This window comes from Ochrobactrum sp. RH2CCR150, assembly GCA_014138095.1.
Classification (GTDB): Bacteria; Pseudomonadota; Alphaproteobacteria; order Rhizobiales; family Rhizobiaceae; genus Brucella; species Brucella gambitense.
This window is the reverse complement of the sequence record JACGXE010000001.1, coordinates 75,178-92,565: the sequence shown is the minus strand read 5'-3', so window position 1 is coordinate 92,565 and position 17,388 is coordinate 75,178. Positions and strand designations below refer to the sequence as shown.

The following is a 17,388-nucleotide window of genomic DNA, read 5'->3' as shown; positions in this document are numbered from 1 at the left end:
ATTCTTCGACAAGAAATTGGTACATTATTGGTATTTTAATTATAATTTACGTCCTTTCATTTAAATAAAATTTGGAAATAAAATTCCAAAAAGAATATTATTTATTAGTAATTTATAGAATATACAATATTCTTGAATTTATTATTGAAATAATTTATCTAAAAAAACAATTTAATCATATAAATCTTAGATAGGTTATCATTATGGCAATAAATAGCGGTGCGCATGTCGTTCCTTTATTGAGAAAAATTAATTTAAAGTCGACTAATATTACTTTATATTCAGTAGTTTGCCTTCCGCTGTTCCTCCTGTTCGGTGCGTTTTGTGCAATTCCCGCGACATCCGCTTTTGCGCAAACAGTAGGGGGTAGAGGGGGGAGCCCCGACAGCTACGACCATGATCATGCGGGCCAGGGTGGCGATTTCGGGCAGGACGGAACGAATGCAACGATGCCCGTCAACCAGCAAACAATGGGTATGGGAGGTGGCGGCGGCGGCGCCTGTGGTGGTCGTGGCGGCCTGGGCGTTGCAGGAGATTCAACGCAAGGAATGCGAGGAGGGGACGGTGGAGATGGCGGCGCGAATTGTCAGCATCTCTCTGTGATGACGAATGGTTCAGCCGAAACGAACCAGCAAATCACCGGGGATCCCGGTTCTCGTGGGCAAGACGGAACAGATGCGGATACACCGACAAAACCTGCAGGCAGTGGCGGCGGCGGTGGTGCCGGCGGGTACGGATTGATCGTTGATGCTGCAGGTACACTCAATACCAAAGGGGCAATTACCGGCGGCAATGGCGGTGATGGCGGCAACGGCGGACATTCGCTGAATAACACTGGCAGCAACGATGGCGACCCGGGGGCTGCAGGCAATGGCGGTGGCGGCGGCGTTGGGGTTTGGATAAACCACGATGCTTTGACAATCGTCAACTCGAGCACGCTTGCTGGCGGAATTGGCGGCGGCGGTGGGGTTTCTCAGAACGATCCTGCTCTATGGAGAATGGGATACCGTAGCGGCAGTGGTGGCGATGGCGGTGCAGGTGTTTCCAGTTTGACTGCTGGCAATCATGCCCAAACCGGTTCCGCGGTGGAGAATGAAGCGGGTGCTACCATCAGTGGAGGCGCTGGTGGGGTTGGTGGTGACACGCCAACTGGTCCAGGTAGCACAGGTAAATATGCACTTGACGATGACGGTGCCAATGGAGGCGCAGGTGGTGCCGGAATCTACGGCATCTCGCGCCTGGACAATAAGGGTACCATCACGGGCGGGGTTGGCGGACGGGCCGGCACGGGCAGTCAATGGGCCGGTCCTAACGATGTGCCCGTGACGAACGATGCCGATGGCGGTGCCGGTGGTGTGGGGGTATTTGTGCTTCCGGTAGCCGATGGCTCGACGTCGTCCATCAGCAATAGCAATGTGATTAGCGGCGGTGTGGGCGGTGCCGGTGGTAATACGCATCACTTCGGGCTCACAGCCACGAACTTGAGCATGGGGGGGCACGGCGGTGCGGGCATTAGCGCCACCAACGCTACGATCGAAAACCTCGGCACGATCATTGGTGGCGCTGGCGGCGCCGGCGGCATAGCTTCCTCGACACAGCCCAACAACGGCGGCGGCGGCGATGGCGGTGATGGTATCTATGGTACGAACGTGACTATTGTTAACTCCGGCATAATTATGCCTGGACAGGGCGGGGCGGCTGGGAGCGGATCGGTTGGGCAGGCTGGCCGAGCGATATACATGGTTGGCAATAGCGTTCTGGAAATCCACAAGGGATCGGACATTCGGGGAAAGGTATTAGCCGACGCCTACTCCCCGTATGGCCCCTATGTGGGTGATGACAGTTTCTTCATCCTTGGTGGTAGTCAAGATAGTGATTTCGACGGGTCACTTTCCAAGACATTAGACAGCCATTCGGACTATCAGGGTTTTCAGACTTTCCAAAAGAGCGGTAGCAGCACTTGGACGCTTGGAAACTCTTATAACGTGGACTGGCAGATCCGCGGTGGTACATTACAGATTGGCGATCGCGGCGTACTGGACGATGCAAGCACCATTGATACCGGTACCAATGCGGAAGCCGGCGTCCTGGCCTATAAGCAGGCCACAGGTGTTGTGACAGTCTTCGGCGGCGAAATTACCGGTTGGGGGCGGCTGCGTCAGGCGGGCAAAGGAACGCTCGTTTTGACCAACAACCGTAACGAATATATGGGGGGAACCGAGTTCTACGATGGAGTGATTTCTGTTTCCAACACTCATCAACTCGGTGCAGAAGACGTTGTTACGAATTTGTACTTCAACGGCGGAACACTGCAGGTGACCGGCACACAAGTGACGGATCTGGCGGATAAAAACATATCCTGGGGTGTCAAGGGCGGCGGTTTCGACGTCGCTGATCTCTCGCACCGCTTGACCCTTGATCAACAATGGACGGGTGGCGGAGCGCTGACCAAAGACGGTGCCGGGACGCTGGCTCTGACTGGCCTCGATGCATCATTTACCGGCGATGTTGTGATCAACAAGGGAAGATTACTGATCGGTGCTGGGGGAGCCACTGGTGACCTTGGCGCGGGCTCGAGTGTTACCATTGCAAATGGTGCATCGTTGGTCCTCGATAGAACGGGTGATGATCTCATCATAGGCCAAACGATCAGCGGTGACGGCCAGCTTGTGCAGCAGGGGGTGGGAAAGACAGTTCTCACCGGCGATAATCTCTACACGGGCAATACTGAGATCCTGACAGGGACGCTTCAAATTGGCCAGAATGGAGCGACCGGTAGCCTGGCCCCTCAAAGCCTCGTCAATATCGACAACAGTGCAAAATTAGTCATTAGTCGCAACGATACCTCTCTTGATTTGGCCAACTTGATTACGGGCGACGGCCAGGTGGTGATTGACGGCGACGGCACGGTTAATCTCTCTAACCCCGGTAATACCTATGGGGGCGGCACCGAACTCGATCGCGGTACTTTAAAGATCAGTGCTGATGACGTTCTCGGCTCAGGTTCCCTGACAATGAATGGCGGCACGTTGTTGCCGGATTCAGCTGTTATATTGAACCGCGATGTTCAGGTCTTGGGCACTAATAGCACGTTCAATACATCAGCTAATTTAACGCTCACGGGGAGGCTGACGGGTCTGACAACTACCGCTTTTTGGAAAGAAGGGGCTGGCCGCCTGATCCTCGATCAAAGCGCGGATGCATCGGGCTTTGTGGGTGCTGCCAACGTGAACGAAGGCGTAATGCTGGTCAACAGCGCCTTCGGCGGGAGCGTCAACGTCAAGAGCGGTGGAACACTGGCTGGCTCTGGTACGGTCGGCGACACGAATGTTGCGGCTGGCGGAAAGCTGGAAGGAATGGCTGGCACAACGCTGACTATCAACGGTGGCCTGATCGTCGATGCTGGCGGCTCAGTTCAAGTCGATATTGGTGCGACGCCCAACCTGATGGCCATGTTTAACGTCACTGGTGACCTCACACTCGACGGAACACTTGATGTTACTAACGGTGGGAACGCGTCCCCCGGAATCTATCGCATTTTTAACTATGATCCAAGCCAAACGAACAGCTACGGCGGTTTCCAACTGGCGACTGTAGATGGCGTGACCGCCAATCTGAACGACTGGAAGATCGAGGATACGACGGCTGGACAGATTAATCTCGTCAATATGAAGGGCATGACGTTTGTTGTTTGGGATGGCCAAAATCAAGCGGATGGTGTCGGGGTTCACGGCGGCGATGGTCACTGGAACGCTGCTGACAAGAACTGGAAAGATCTTGAAAGCGAATCTTTAAATAACAAATGGGCTGACGGATCGGTTGCGGTCTTCAAGGCGACCGCCGGGACCGTAACTATTGATGATCAGGCGAATGGGGTAAACTCGGGCGGCTTGGTGTTTGATACCGATGACTATCACATCGCCGGTGGACCGCTCAATATGGTTCAAGGAACTGGTGGAACAACGCCGTTTATAGAGGTGGGTGAGGGAAGCGATCCGAGCGTTACGGCCACAATCGACACCGTTTTGCAAGGAAGCTCAGGCTTGACCAAAACGGGCGTTGGTACGCTGATTCTAACCAAGGATGCGACATATAGTGGTACAACAATGGTAACCGCTGGCACTCTTCAATTGGGCAATGGCGGCCACGAAGGCGCGGTGAATACGGATGTCGAGTTGAATGGCAGTCAGCTTGCTGACACCGCACTCGTATTCAAGCGTTCGGATGAGTTTCATTTCCAGCATTCGATCAGTGGCAACGGTGAAGTTATCCAACGCGGCACCGGGACCACGACTTTTAATGCGAGCAATAGCTTTTCCGGTGGCCTGACCGTCGAGAGCGGAACGGTGAAAGCCGGTATTGTGGAAGCTGCGTTCGGCTCTGGCCGTGTCGCCGTGGAAAAAGGTGCCACGCTTGATCTCGATGGGTTCAACCAAACTATCGGTGGTCTCGACGGCAACAAAGACGACAAGGGCGACGGCGAGATTCAACTCGGTAGTGGAACCGTGACACTCAATCAGGGCTTCAGCACCAATTTTTCCGGTAAAATTTCTGGTAAAGGTGGTCTCGTGAAAAACGAGACTGGCACGTTGACGCTGTCGGGTACAAACGACTATTCTGGAGTTACCGCTATCAATGGCGGCTCGCTGGTGCAAGGCGCGAAAGATGCCTTCAGTAGTACGTCAGCCTATACTGTGGCCAACGGCGCGACGCTCGATCTGGGCGGCTTTGCGACCGGCATGAAGTCACTGGAAAACGGCGGTACGGTCGATTTCGGCGGTACTGGTGGCACTACGCTCAATGTTGCTGGTGATTATGTTGGTGGCGGTACGCTCGTCATGAGCACTGTGCTGGGAGCGGATAACTCCACCACGGATTTGATGACGGTCGGTGGCAATACATCTGGAACCACATCGGTTGTCGTCAAGAACCGGGGTGGACTCGGTGCCGCGACGGTAAATGGTATCGAACTGATCGATATCGCTGGGAACTCGGGCGGCACATTCAATCTTCAAGGTGATTACACGACCAAGGATGGGCAGCAGGCAATTCTGACCTCCTCGGCATATGCCTATACCTTGCAGAAGGGCGATGTGAGCGGTACACACACCAACGATTGGTATCTTGTCAGCCAGTACACCATAAGCGATCCAGATGGCCCGAACCCACCGGATTGTAATGATCCTAATGGTTGTTCTAATAATCCGGATGGACCATCCCGGTTTAGTCCCGCCGCCCCCGTATATACGTCTTATGCTGCCAGCATGCAGGCATTGAACCAGTTGCCGACATTGCAGCAGCGCCGCGGGGATCGTTACCTCAACAAGTCAGGATCACTTCGCGGCTCCTCGGAGGCTGGCGAGACGGATGATCGGGCCATTTGGGCACGTATCGAAGGTGCTCATAATCGTCTGGAACCCAATACGACTGCCGGACCAGTTCAACAGGATATCAATACTGTCATCATGCAGGCCGGTGTCGATGGGCAGTTCTACGAGGATGAGAGCGGTCGATTGATTGCAGGCATTACCGGTCAATACGGCAATGGACACGCCAGAACTTCCAGCGAATTCGACGATGCCAACGGCGGCGGCGAGCTGAACACCCAAGGCTGGGGCTTGGGTGGAACGGTTACCTGGTATGGCAATGACGGTTTCTATGTCGATGGACAGGCGCAGGCCACCTGGTACAAAACCGACCTACGCTTTGGCGGTGGCAACAACGGGCTAACGAATGACAATAATGGCTTCGGTTATGCCTTCAGCGTGGAAACCGGAAAGCGTTTCACGATCGATAAAAACTGGTCGCTAACGCCGCAGGCACAGCTGATGTTCTCTTCGGTCGATTTCGATACGTTCTCGGATAACTATGGCGCGACTGTCAGCAACCGTGATGGCAACAGCCTCAATGGTCGTCTCGGGCTTGCCGCTAATTACGCCAATAGCTGGCAGGGAGCGGATAGTCGCATGGTCAATGCCAATGTCTATGGCATCGCCAACCTCTATCAAGAGTTTCTTGGCGGAACGAGCATCAACTACGGCGGCACCAGGATGAAAGCCGATCAGGACCGTACATGGGCTGGCGTTGGTTTCGGCGGTACCTATGCCTGGGCGGACAATAAATATTCCGTCTATGGCGAGGGTACAGTGAACACATCGCTTAGCCACTTTGCGGACAGCTATGCGGTTAAAGGAAACGTGGGCTTCAAGGTAAATTGGTAAGGCATATCAGGAAGAGCCTCATAGGCTCTTCCTGCCGCTCCACCCCGACGATGATGTGACTATTGTTATTTCGGGTTCCTGTCATAGGGGAGGGGGCAAGATCAGATAGCACGAAGCTGTACGGGTGTGGCGACGCTCTCAGGTGTTGGCTTGTCCATAGGGCTTGAAGCAAAGGCTGTCGGGAGCATTTCTGGCAAACATCGAAAGATGTGCGCCCAGGGTATCTGTCGATGAGGCTATTATTGCTCTGTGAGCATGCCAGACACAAAAGCAAATAAGAAGCGCCGGTTTGATTGTTTCAAATCGGCGCTTTCGTTTTCAGAGCAAGAACTCCGCTCACTTCGAAGCCACAGTAGGTTGTCGCGGTTTGGACTGAGGTGACTGATAGGCGTTTTAGTTTGCTCGGGATGGACAACTCTTGGGAGCTCGCAGTTAAAGCGGCCTCAGTGGAGGTTGGCTCGTTGTAGCGGTCTAAAATGCATCATCTCACGCACATCTTATCCGAAACAGCTTCGGACCGTTCGAAATGCGCTTTGGAAATCAGTCGCCATTCGTCAGCCGGGGCGCGACTTTTTCAATCTCGCTGATCAGTTCCAGCAGGTTGCGGCTGATATGACCATGCAGGGAGGCGGCGACCTCGGGATATTCTTCCAGAATACGCCGGAAGATGGAGCGGCTGATGCGGATCACTTCGGTTTCCGCTTCAGCGACTGCGCCGGTAAGACGCGATGTCTGGGCGATCAGAGCCATCTCACCAAGCATCGCACCGGGGCCGACAGGGCGGATCGATATCCGCCCCTCGTCAGCATCGTGAAACAGGGTAATGTTGCCGGAAACGACGATATAGGCGCAGTCGGCGCTCTGGCCTTCACGGAAAAGCTCGCGGCCTGCGCGTAACACAAGCCGCTCGGTGCCGAAGGCAAGGAGGCGCAACTGTTCAGGAGTGAATGACTCGAACAGGCCCACCGTGCCCAGAATGCGAATATCGTCGTCTAGCGCCATAGAGTGTCAATACACCTGCATCGGGCGCTGTCCATCACGGGACAAGCTTGTATCCCCCGCTTTCTGTGACGAGAAGCGTCGCATTGGACGGGTCTTTCTCGATTTTCTGGCGCAGGCGATAGACGTGGGTTTCGAGCGTATGAGTGGTCACGCCCGAATTATAGCCCCAGACTTCCTCCAGCAGCACATCGCGACCGATGACCTTGTCGCCAGCGCGATAGAGATACTTGATGATCGCCGCTTCCTTTTCGGTCAGGCGAATCTTCGCGCCCTTTTCGTCGATCAGCAGCTTCTGACCCGGCTTGAACGTATAGGCACCGACCGTGAAGGTCGCGTCTTCGCTTTGTTCATGCTGGCGCAGCTGCGCGCGGATGCGGGCAAGCAGAACGGCAAATTTGAACGGCTTGGTGACATAGTCGTTCGCGCCGGATTCGAGACCGAGAATCGTGTCCGATTCGGTGTCATGTCCGGTCAGCATGATGATCGGGGACTTGAAGCCGCCTTTGCGCAGAAGCTTGACAGCCTCACGGCCATCCATGTCCGGCAGACCCACATCCATGATCAGAAGATCGACGATGCCGTTGCGCGCAGTCTGAATGCCCTTGGTGGCATTGTCTTCCTGCAGGATCTGGAATTCTTCACACAGCTCAAGCTGCTCGACGAGGATGGAGCGGAGATCTTCGTCGTCATCCACAATCAGAATTGTACGGCCTGTCATGCCTGTCCTCGTTACTCTTTGATTTAAATATGGCTCTTCGTGTTTTATGACACTTAATGGCCAGAAGTTGAAGCGGCGAAACGCGAATCATGTTTTCGCCAGCTTCGGGGGCGAATTGTAAACATGTTTTGCCCGAAAACTAAAAATGGAGACGGGGGCGTGACCAGATACCAAGGAAGCCGTGGGGTCGGCATCATCAATGTGCGGGCCAAGCCGGGCCACAAGACTCGCGGGCTGCTTACTGCTGGCAATCTGGTGCTGGAATGCGCGCTTGGCAAGGGGGGCATCAGCGCTTTCAAGCGCGAGGGCGACGGCGCAACGCCTTTGGCCGCCATGCGTCTGCTTTATGGATATCATCGCGGTGATAAGGGAACTCTGCCGACAACGCAGCTGCCGTTGCGCAGGATCCGCCGTCTGGACGGCTGGTGCGACGCGCCGGGCGACCGCAATTATAACCGGCCGGTGCCGCTGCCTTACAAGGCCAGTCACGAGGATATGTGGCGCAAGGACGAGCTTTACGATGTCTGCATCGTCATGGACTGGAATATCGTTCCGCGCCGCCGTGGCTGTGGCAGCGCCATTTTCTTCCATCTTGCAAGGCCAGGTTATGCGCCGACCGAAGGCTGTATCGCATTGAAGCGCGCCGACATGGCGCGCCTCTTGCCGCATCTATCGGACCGGACGGTTGTTCGCGTCCTGCGATAGTTTCGATCTGTCAGTGTGCCGGTGCAGGAGCCGGAACGACTTTCACCTCATTGCCCTGCACGTCGTAGAGCTTTCCGCCGAGGACATAGTCGCCATCGTGCAGTTCGGCGATATGGTGATGGCGGATGATGCGCTCGGTTCCTTCCGAAAACACCGACATTTGATCGGAATTGCCGGTCTTGAATTCATTGAACATCAGGTTGAGCAGAATGGCCATCAGCGCAGCTGAGCTGATGCCGGAATGGAAGATGGTTTCAAACCAGTCCGGAAACTGATGATAGAACTGCGGCGCGGCAATCGGGATCATCCCGAAGCCGATGGAGGTCGCCACGATGATCAGATTGACGTTGTTCTGATAATCGACCTTCGACAGGGTGCGGATACCGCTGGCTGCAACTGTGCCGAAAAGCACGATGCCCGCGCCGCCCAGAACCGCTGGCGGAACGCAGGCAATCACGCGCCCCATCACCGGCAGCAGGCCAAGCGCCGCGAGAATGATACCGCCGGTCGCCACGACAAAGCGGCTTTTAACACCTGTTACCGCCACAAGGCCGACATTCTGCGCAAAAGCGCTCTGTGTGAACGAGCCAAAGACCGGGGCAAGAATGCTCGATGCCATGTCGGCACGCAGTCCGTTGCCGAGCCTGCGGGAATCAACTTTGGTGCCGATGATATCGCCAACGGCCAGAATATCCGCCGAGGTTTCAACCAAAGTCACCAGAATGACGATGAACATGGAAATTGTCGCGGCGATGCTGAACACTGGCAAGCCGAAATGGAAGATTTCCGGGAAAGCCATGATCGGGCCTTCGCTGACTCTCGAAAAATCCGTCATGCCGAGCGCCCAGGCGATCAGCGTGCCGCACACCATGGCAAGCAGGATGGACAGGCGGGAAATGGTGGCGCTTCCGATTTTGCTCAAGACAAGCACAAGCGCCAGCGTTAATCCAGCGAGGCCGATATTGGACATGCTGCCGAAATCAGGCGCATTGCTGTTGCCGCCCATCGCCCAGCGAGCGGCAACAGGCATCAGCGTCAGGCCGATGGTTGTGATGACGATACCGGTCACGAGCGGTGGAAAGAAGCGCGTGATGCGTGAGAAAATCGGCGTTATCAGAAAGCCGATAAAAGCCGCCGCCATGACAGAGCCAAGGACGACTTGCAGGCCAGCTTCACCGCTGCCACTGGACGTGACAATGGCCACCATCGTGGCGACACCGGCAAAGGATACGCCCTGTACGAGCGGCAGCTGGCATCCGAAAAAGGGAATGCCGATGGTTTGCAGCACGGTGGCGACACCGCCCGCAAATAGCGAAGCAGTAATGAGAAGCCCAACTTCGCTGGGGCTCAATCCTGCGGCCTGACCGATAATCAGGGGAACCGCGACAATGCCGCCATACATGGTCAGCACATGCTGAAAGCCATAGGCAATGTTGGCAGCAACCGACAGTTTTTCATCTTCGGGGCGCGAAACTGCATCCGCCCCGGACAGGTGCGTATTCAATGCTACTCCCTCCCGGCAGACGGGTTTAGACCAGTCTGCCCTCTCCGTTCTCCCTGCGCAATCGTGTTGTGGCTGTCCGAGTTATGCCACACACAAAAATACGCAATGTCTCCTCCAAGACAGTCGCAAGAGTATAACGACAGCCGTCCGCATGACTGTGCGTGTTTTGCTTGAAATTGTTTTCGACGCGGGAAGGCTAATGTTGTGGGTGGATTTAGCGCCCGGTTATTTTCATTGCTTCTTGCAGAACCGTGAAAACAGCGGGGTCAGTCGACTGCGCCACGTTGAAGCGCAGATAGGCGCTTGCGGTCCGTGACGGGCTGAATACATCGCCCGGAGCCAGAACGACACCCTTGTCGAGAGCGTGCCTGGCAATGATGCCGGAATCCATTCCATCCGGCAGGCGGGCCCAGAGAAACATGCCGCCTTGCGGTTCGTTCCAGAGTTCAAGTCCTGCGGCTTTCAGACGCTTGGCAGTCAGCGTCATCGCATCGGCCAGCTTGGCGCGCATGCTTTCGATATGACGGCGATAAGTGCCGTCGGTCAAAAGCGCGTGGACAAGCTGCGCAGAAATCGAATTGCCGCCGAAGGTGGTGGCCAGCTTCAAATCGGTGAGGCCGTCGATCCAGTCGTTGCGCCCGGCAATATAGCCGACACGCGCCGCAGCCGAGAGAGTCTTGGAGAAGCTGCCGATGTGCAGCACACGCTCGAACCCGTCGAGTTCCGCCAGCAGTGGCGCTGGTGAGGGATGAAAATCGCCGAAAATATTATCCTCTACGAGAATGATGCCATGGGCTTCCGCGAGCTTCAGAAGGCGATGGGCGGTTGCGGGCGACATGACACCGCCGGTCGGGTTTTGCAGTCCCGCATTGGAAATGTAGAGTTTCGGCGCATGTTCGGCGGCTGCCTTGGCGAAGGCTTCGAGGTCGGGGCCGCTATGGGTATAGGGAATGCCGATCAGCTTGACGCGATGGGTCAGCAGCACGGCCTGAAAATTGAAATAGCAGGGATCGTCCACCAGTACGGTGTCGCCCGGCTGAAGCAGAAAGCGGCAGATGAGATCGATGGCATGTGTGCCGGAATCGGTCAGCAATATCTCTCCGCCGGAAATATCCATGCCCTGTTCCGCCAGTCGGTGTGCGAGGTGACTGCGCAACGGGCGAAAGCCGAGCGGTTCGCCATAGGTGGCGAGATCGCTGCGTTCGTCGCGGGCAATGGCGCGGAGCGCGCGGCGAATACCTTCTAGCGGTAGCCATTCATCCGGCAGCCAGCCACAACCGGGCTTCAGCGTCTTGCCTTCGGTTTCCAGCGATTGGCGCATGACCCAGAACGGATCGATCTGCCGGTCCTTATGCGGTGTGGTCGTGGCCAGCGAAAAGGGCTGGCGCGCGCGCTCCGATACATAAAAGCCAGCGCCGCGTCGCGACTGGATGATGCCTTCGGCCACCAGCCGGTCGTAGGCTTCAACGACGGTGGATTTGGAAACGTCCATCGTCTCGGCAAGGCGTCTGATCGACGGCAGACGGGCGCCGGGCGCGAGGCTCATGGCCGCAATGCGTCCACGGATAATAGCCATGACTTTTTCGACAAGCGAGGTCTTTTCCGTGGCAGCGTTTTCATCGCCGCGCGCGCTATCGACGCCCGCATAAGCGGCTTCTACGGCTTCCAGGCTGCGCAAAAGGCCCGTCGATATCATCTGTACTCTCTTTCGTACCAGTACAGTTTGCCAGAATTGTCTGGTAACTGTCTCTGATTATTTCGGCAAGTTCGCGGCATTGTCCGCAAAATTCATAGACGATTTTGTTGAAAGCTGAAAAGACACATGCGTGAGAATGTTGGGAACAAGGTGGTTGTTAGCCAGACCGTGGGTAACAAGACCGCTGGTTGGATGAATGGTTTTCTGGGCGTGCTGATTTTCTCAGGCTCGCTGCCTGCGACGCGCCTTGCCGTCATCGATATCGACCCGACTTTTCTGACATTGGCCCGCGCGTCGATTGCCGGTCTGCTGGGCATGGCGCTGCTGCTGGCATTCCGTGAACCGTTTCCGCGCAAAAGCGATGTCATTTCGCTTATCGTTGTGGCGCTGGGCGTGGTGGTTGGCTTTCCGCTCCTGACGGGCATTGCCCTGCAACATATGACCTCGGCGCACGCCATTGTCTTCATCGGCCTTCTGCCGCTTTCGACGGCGGTATTTGCGGTGCTGCGCGGCGGCGAGCGTCCGCGTCCGCTGTTCTGGCTGTTTTCGATCGTGGGCGGCGCTATCGTCGCATCCTACGCTTACGGGCAGGGCAGTCAGTCGACTTTCCTAGGCGATGTGCTGATGCTGGGGGCGATTATTGTCTGCGGGCTTGGTTATGCGGAAGGTGCCAGCCTGTCGCGCAGGCTTGGCGGCTGGCAGGTCATTTGCTGGGCGCTGGTCTTCTCGCTGCCGATCATGCTGCCGCTGACCATTCTCATGCGTCCTGAAACATGGGCGGGGATTGGGGCCATGGCCTGGGGCGGACTGGTCTATGTTTCGCTGTTTTCGATGCTGATCGGCTTTTTCTTCTGGTATCGCGGGCTGGCGCAAGGTGGCGCTGCGACGGTCGGCCAGCTTCAGCTTCTACAGCCGTTTTTCGGCTTGATGCTGGCGGCGGGCATTGCGGGCGAGCCCGTCAGCATGGGCATGGTCGCTACAGCGGGGATCGTCGTACTCTGCGTCGCGGGAGCGAAACGCTTCGCTTAAGCGGGTCTAACTGAATGCCCAGACGGTCGTGCGCTTGACCTCGGAATCCTCCAGCGCACGCGTCACGGGCACTGTGTAGACTGCAAGCTGCCGCAAGCGATCTTTCGGCCGATAGGAGCGACCCGGATCGCCGACAATGATCTCAGCGCCGCGTTCCGCCAGTTTTGCAAACCATGGAATAAGCCGGTCGGCCAGAGGCTTCTCGTAGAAGACGTCGCCTGCCAGAACCACGTCCCAGCCGTGATCGGTGCCGATCAGATCCTCGAGGCTCGCTGTCACCGCCACGCCATTGGCGGTAGCGTTGATATCGATTGCCGGAAGCGCGAAGGGATCGATATCCGAAGCGAGGACGCTTTTCGCACCCGCCTTCATGGCCGCGATAGCGACAAGACCCGAGCCGGATGCAAAATCCAGCACAATCTTGCCGCTCACGGCTTCCGGATGGTCGAGAATATAACGCGCCACGCCCTGGCCGCCCGCCCAGGCAAAGGCCCAGAAGGGCGGCGGCAGGCCGATTGTGGCCAGTTCTTCCTCTGTCTTGTGCCAGAGGTCGTGCGCTTCGTCAGCCAGATGCAGACGGATTTCCGGCACATGCGGCGGTGCTTGCAGGCCAGTATTGGCCAGAATGAAGCTGCGCGTGCTGGTTTCCGCCGGATCGAGCATCGGTTGCTGGTCTCAGATGTCTTTGGCGTCGAGGCCGCCCATGCGGCAGACTTCGATCCATTCGTCTTCCGTCACCGGCTGCACGGACAAGCGCATGGAAGTGACAAGCGCCATGTTCTCAAGCTTGGGGTTCGCCTTGACGTCCTTCAGCGTAACAGGCTTCGGCACATCGCGGACGGCCTTGATGTCTACACAGTCCCAGCGCGGATCATCGGTGGTGCTGTCGGGGTGCGACAAAGCGCAAACCTCGACAATGCCGACCACTTCCAGCCCTTCATTGGAATGGTAGAAGAAGCCTTTGTCGCCGATTTTCATGGCGCGCATGTTGTTGCGCGCCAGATAATTGCGCACACCATCCCATTGCTCGCCCTTTTCGCCACGGGCCTTTTGCATTTCCCATGACCATTTGAACGGTTCGGACTTGAACAGCCAGTATGCCATTGCGTGTTCCCCGGTGCTAAAGCCTTAGGCGTTGGCTGGATTTTTGAAGGTCCAGTTCCATGGGCGTACGGTGACGTCCTGAAACAGACCAGCCTTCGCATAGGGATCATTGGCACCGATAGCGGCCGCTGCGGCCTTGTCTTCAGCTTCGACAACGAGAAGGCTGCCATTTGGCTTGCCGTCTTCGCCGAGGAAGGGACCGGCAAACTTCAGCACATCGCCAAGGCTCGTAAGATATTCGAGATGCGTCGGGCGCGTATCGAGGCGCACCTGCAGATGGTCGGGCTTGTCGTTGCAGAGAAGTGCAAAAAGCATCGTCTGGTCCTCTAGTCTTCGGTCTTGAGTGGTCGGTTGATGAGGTTGGTTACAGCCTCGTCGATGGTGATCTTGCCGCTAAGCAAAGCGCCGACTGCATCGATGATGGGCGCGGAAATGCCGTGCTTGTCGCACAGTTCCGCGGCAATAGGCGCGGTTGCGACACCTTCGGCCAGAGGCCGGTTGGTCAGGTCTTCGCCACGACCAAGCGCGAGGCCATAGGAATAGTTGCGCGATTGCGACGATGAGCATGTCAGCATCAGATCGCCGAGGCCGGAAAGCCCCATAATGGTTTCCGGCTTTGCGCCCATGGCCTGCCCGATGCGGCGCAGTTCCGCGAAGCCGCGTGTGACGAGCGCTGCCTGTGCGCTCGCACCATAGCCGCGTCCGACAGCGGCGCCAGCGGCAATCGCCAGAACGTTTTTCAAAGCGCCGCCAATCTCGACGCCTTTGAGATCGGTGGTTGAATAGCAGCGGAAAGCCGGTCCCGATAGAAGCGCTGCCAGCCTGTCGGCTGTGTCGGCATCCTCGCAGGCAACCGTCACCGCCGTTGGCAGGCCGCGTGCGACATCGGTGGCAAAACTTGGGCCGGAAAGGGCTGCAATGCGGTGGTTCGGCAAAACTTCAGCCACCGCTTCCGACATCAGGCGTCCGGTGCCGCGCTCAATACCCTTGGCGCAAAGAACGACGGGAGCGGACTGTGGAATGAGGCTGCTTAGCTCGGAGAGGCCCGTGCGCATAGCCTGCGCGGGGACTACGGCCAGAACTGCGTCAGCATCGGTCACAACATCGGAAGCCTTGGTGCTGGCGCGAATGCCGGAAGGAAGCTCGATATCACCCAGATAGCGCGGGTTGCGCCGGTCGTTGTTGATCGCGGCGACCGTGTCGGTATCGCGGGCGTAAAGCCAGGCTTCGTGGCCGCTCGTTGCTGCCATGGTGGCAAGCGCCGTGCCCCATGCGCCGCCACCGAGAACGGCGATCTTCGTGCGACCGCTCATGCCTTGGCTCCGCGCCGTCCCGTGCCGATCAGTGGCGCGGATTTTTCATCGAGCGGCCAGCGCGAGCGCGGCGCAATGGCAAGCGAATCCGGCGTTTTTGTCGCGGCATGTTCCGCACCTGCCCAGGCGATCATCGCAGCATTGTCGGTGCAAAGATTGAGCGGCGGCGCGATAAAGCTGAAGCCGTGTCTGGCGCAGAGCTGCTCCAGCGATGCCCGCAAGGTTTTGTTGGCGGCCACACCGCCTGCCACCACCAGCGACGGTGTCGCGCAATCTGGAAACTCCGCCTTGAAACGTTCGAGCGAGCGCCCGACCCGGTCGGCAAGCGTATCCGCCACGGCGGCCTGAAACGAGGCGCAAATATCCGCAACATCCTGATCGCTGAGCGGGACCAGTTCGCTTGCGGTCTGGCGCACAGCGGTCTTGAGACCGGAAAATGAAAAATCGAGCCGCGCTTCGCCTTTCAGCGGTCGGGGCAGGGTAAAGCGTTTTGGATCGCCCTGAAGCGCCATGCGCTCAACCGCTGGTCCGCCGGGATAAGGCAGGCCGAGAAGCTTTGCCGTCTTGTCGAAGGCTTCGCCGAGCGCATCATCGATCGTGGTGCCGAGGCGCTCATAATCGTTGAGCCCGCGCACCAGCACCATTTGCGTATGGCCGCCGGAAACCAGCAGCAACAGATAGGGAAATTCGAGCTTGTCGGTCAGCCGCGCTGTCAGTGCATGGCCTTCCAGATGGTTCACCGCATAAAACGGCTTTTGCGCAGCCATGGCGAGCGCCTTTGCCGTCATCAGGCCGACGATCAGCCCGCCGATGAGGCCGGGACCAGCGGTGGCTGCCACGGCATCCACCTCATCGAGTTGCATATCGGCATCCTGCAGGGCGCGCGCGACCAGCCGGTCCAGCGCCTCGACATGTGCGCGTGCCGCAATTTCCGGCACAACGCCGCCATAAGGCTCATGTTCGGCGATCTGGCTCAGAACCACATTGGACAGAATACGGCCTTCACCCTTATCGTTGCGTTCAACGATAGCGGCGGCTGTTTCGTCGCAACTGGTTTCTATTCCAAGAATGCGCATTTGCGGTTAGACCCTGCCAGTCTCATATTTCTGATACTTCAAGCAACCCGGTACCATGGACGACGCAATATGCAAACACCATCCTTGAAGATTGGCACACGCGGTAGCAAGCTGGCTCTGGCTCAAGCTCACGAGACGCGTCGCCGCCTGATGGAGGCGCATGGCTTGCCGGAAGAGGCTATCGAGATTTTGCCCATGTCCACCGCTGGCGACCGCATTCAGGACCGTCCGCTGTCGGAAGTCGGCGGCAAGGGGCTTTTCACCGAGGAAATCGAGCAAGCGCTGAAGGACGGACGCATCGATCTCGCCGTTCATTCGACCAAGGATATGCCGACTGTTCTGCCTGAAGGTCTGCATCTTTCCGTCTTTCTCGAACGCGAAGACCCGCGCGATGCTTTCATTGGTCGCACGGCCAAGCGGTTCATGGATTTGCCGCAGGGCGCTGTCGTCGGTTCGTCGTCACTGCGCCGTCAGGCGCTGATCCGGCGTTTGCGCCCGGACATTCAGGTGGTGATGTATCGCGGCAATGTCGATACCCGTTTGCGAAAACTTGAAGCAGGCGAGGTCGATGGAACCTTTCTGGCCTGTGCAGGTCTGAAGCGGCTGGGCCTTGACGCGGCGATTACCGAACTAGTGGATCCGCTGACCTTTCCTCCCGCGCCGGGACAGGGTGCCATCGGCATTGAAAGCCGTATTGGCGATGCACGCATCGATGCACTGCTCGCGCCGCTGGCACATCGCGATACGCAGGTAGCCCTTGCCTGCGAACGCGCGTTTTTGGGCGCGCTTGACGGCTCCTGCCGCACGCCGATTGCCGGTCTTGCCACTGTGGACGGCGATAAGGTGCATTTCCACGGTATGATCCTGACGCCTGATGGCACAAAGGCGCATGAAGTGACGCTCGACGGCACCGCGTCGGAAGCGGTGGCGCTTGGAACCGAGGCTGCAAGCCAGGTTCGTGCGGCAGCCGGTCCGCATTTCTTCACCGACTGGGATTGACCTTGACCGGGCCGGGCGCAG

Annotated in this window: 13 protein-coding genes; 4 read left to right on the top strand and 9 right to left on the bottom strand. The window is 57.3% G+C overall.

Features of this window, described 5'->3' with window-relative positions; all coding sequences use genetic code 11:
- The first annotated feature begins 203 nt into the window (after positions 1 to 203).
- Positions 204 to 6,221, top strand: coding sequence for an autotransporter outer membrane beta-barrel domain-containing protein (locus FHW03_RS00415; protein ID WP_182518873.1), 6,018 nt, complete (start codon positions 204 to 206; stop codon positions 6,219 to 6,221).
- Positions 6,222 to 6,761: 540 nt separating this feature from the next.
- Here FHW03_RS00415 and FHW03_RS00410 read toward each other — a convergent pair.
- Both FHW03_RS00410 and FHW03_RS00405 read right to left on the bottom strand, forming a co-directional pair.
- A complete protein-coding gene (locus FHW03_RS00410) occupies positions 6,762 to 7,223 on the bottom strand; it encodes a cyclic nucleotide-binding domain-containing protein (protein WP_182518872.1) in 462 nt (153 codons plus the stop codon).
- Positions 7,224 to 7,257: 34 nt separating this feature from the next.
- Positions 7,258 to 7,941, bottom strand: a complete 684-nt coding sequence (locus FHW03_RS00405; RefSeq protein ID WP_078337540.1) for a response regulator transcription factor — start codon at positions 7,939 to 7,941, stop codon at positions 7,258 to 7,260.
- Between the two features lie 123 nt (positions 7,942 to 8,064).
- Between FHW03_RS00405 and FHW03_RS00400 the strand changes: the two genes are divergently transcribed.
- Positions 8,065 to 8,646: a L,D-transpeptidase gene (locus tag FHW03_RS00400; protein ID WP_210277120.1), complete on the top strand. Its 582-nt coding sequence runs from the start codon at positions 8,065 to 8,067 to the stop codon at positions 8,644 to 8,646.
- Positions 8,647 to 8,656: 10 nt separating this feature from the next.
- Here the strand turns inward: FHW03_RS00400 and FHW03_RS00395 are convergent, their stop codons facing one another.
- Both FHW03_RS00395 and FHW03_RS00390 read right to left on the bottom strand, forming a co-directional pair.
- The gene (locus FHW03_RS00395; protein ID WP_182518870.1) at positions 8,657 to 10,150 is read right to left on the bottom strand and encodes a nucleobase:cation symporter-2 family protein; all 1,494 of its coding nucleotides are present in this window, start codon (positions 10,148 to 10,150) and stop codon (positions 8,657 to 8,659) included.
- 214 nt (positions 10,151 to 10,364) lie between these two features.
- Positions 10,365 to 11,846: a PLP-dependent aminotransferase family protein gene (locus FHW03_RS00390; protein WP_182518869.1), complete on the bottom strand. Its 1,482-nt coding sequence runs from the start codon at positions 11,844 to 11,846 to the stop codon at positions 10,365 to 10,367.
- Between the two features lie 126 nt (positions 11,847 to 11,972).
- Between FHW03_RS00390 and FHW03_RS00385 the strand changes: the two genes are divergently transcribed.
- Complete coding sequence (locus tag FHW03_RS00385; RefSeq protein WP_182518868.1) at positions 11,973 to 12,875, top strand: DMT family transporter; 903 nt, start codon at positions 11,973 to 11,975, stop codon at positions 12,873 to 12,875.
- 6 nt (positions 12,876 to 12,881) lie between these two features.
- Here FHW03_RS00385 and FHW03_RS00380 read toward each other — a convergent pair whose 3' ends face one another.
- The 5 genes from FHW03_RS00380 to tsaD are packed head-to-tail and all read right to left on the bottom strand — an operon-like array spanning position 12,882 to position 16,368.
- A complete protein-coding gene (locus FHW03_RS00380; protein ID WP_182518867.1) occupies positions 12,882 to 13,538 on the bottom strand; it encodes a methyltransferase in 657 nt (218 codons plus the stop codon).
- A 12-nt stretch (positions 13,539 to 13,550) separates the two neighbouring features.
- On the bottom strand, positions 13,551 to 13,979 hold the full coding sequence (locus FHW03_RS00375; protein ID WP_078337535.1) for an EVE domain-containing protein: 429 nt from the start codon (positions 13,977 to 13,979) through the stop codon (positions 13,551 to 13,553).
- A gap of 24 nt (positions 13,980 to 14,003) precedes the next feature.
- Positions 14,004 to 14,294 (bottom strand): YciI-like protein, encoded by a 291-nt coding sequence (locus FHW03_RS00370; protein WP_078337534.1) that lies wholly within the window; start codon positions 14,292 to 14,294, stop codon positions 14,004 to 14,006.
- Between the two features lie 11 nt (positions 14,295 to 14,305).
- A complete protein-coding gene (locus FHW03_RS00365) occupies positions 14,306 to 15,292 on the bottom strand; it encodes an NAD(P)H-dependent glycerol-3-phosphate dehydrogenase (protein ID WP_182518866.1) in 987 nt (328 codons plus the stop codon).
- Positions 15,289 to 16,368, bottom strand: coding sequence for a tRNA (adenosine(37)-N6)-threonylcarbamoyltransferase complex transferase subunit TsaD (gene tsaD / locus FHW03_RS00360; protein ID WP_182518865.1), 1,080 nt, complete (start codon positions 16,366 to 16,368; stop codon positions 15,289 to 15,291). Before tsaD ends, FHW03_RS00365 begins: the two co-directional genes overlap by 4 nt.
- A 69-nt stretch (positions 16,369 to 16,437) precedes the next feature.
- On the opposite strand from tsaD, the gene hemC reads away from it, so the two are divergent.
- Positions 16,438 to 17,367: a hydroxymethylbilane synthase gene (hemC, locus tag FHW03_RS00355; RefSeq protein ID WP_182518864.1), complete on the top strand. Its 930-nt coding sequence runs from the start codon at positions 16,438 to 16,440 to the stop codon at positions 17,365 to 17,367.
- Positions 17,368 to 17,388: the final 21 nt, after the last annotated feature.

Coding starts and splice junctions, on each gene's coding strand:
- FHW03_RS00410 (WP_182518872.1), bottom strand. CDS start 7,223: ATGGCGCTAGACGACGATATTCGCATTCTGGGCACGGTGGGCCTGTTC.
- FHW03_RS00400 (WP_210277120.1), top strand. CDS start 8,065: ATGTTTTGCCCGAAAACTAAAAATGGAGACGGGGGCGTGACCAGATAC.
- FHW03_RS00415 (WP_182518873.1), top strand. CDS start 204: ATGGCAATAAATAGCGGTGCGCATGTCGTTCCTTTATTGAGAAAAATT.
- FHW03_RS00365 (WP_182518866.1), bottom strand. CDS start 15,292: ATGAGCGGTCGCACGAAGATCGCCGTTCTCGGTGGCGGCGCATGGGGC.
- FHW03_RS00380 (WP_182518867.1), bottom strand. CDS start 13,538: ATGCTCGATCCGGCGGAAACCAGCACGCGCAGCTTCATTCTGGCCAAT.
- FHW03_RS00375 (WP_078337535.1), bottom strand. CDS start 13,979: ATGGCATACTGGCTGTTCAAGTCCGAACCGTTCAAATGGTCATGGGAA.
- FHW03_RS00390 (WP_182518869.1), bottom strand. CDS start 11,846: ATGATATCGACGGGCCTTTTGCGCAGCCTGGAAGCCGTAGAAGCCGCT.
- FHW03_RS00370 (WP_078337534.1), bottom strand. CDS start 14,294: ATGCTTTTTGCACTTCTCTGCAACGACAAGCCCGACCATCTGCAGGTG.
- hemC (WP_182518864.1), top strand. CDS start 16,438: ATGCAAACACCATCCTTGAAGATTGGCACACGCGGTAGCAAGCTGGCT.
- FHW03_RS00405 (WP_078337540.1), bottom strand. CDS start 7,941: ATGACAGGCCGTACAATTCTGATTGTGGATGACGACGAAGATCTCCGC.
- tsaD (WP_182518865.1), bottom strand. CDS start 16,368: ATGCGCATTCTTGGAATAGAAACCAGTTGCGACGAAACAGCCGCCGCT.
- FHW03_RS00385 (WP_182518868.1), top strand. CDS start 11,973: ATGCGTGAGAATGTTGGGAACAAGGTGGTTGTTAGCCAGACCGTGGGT.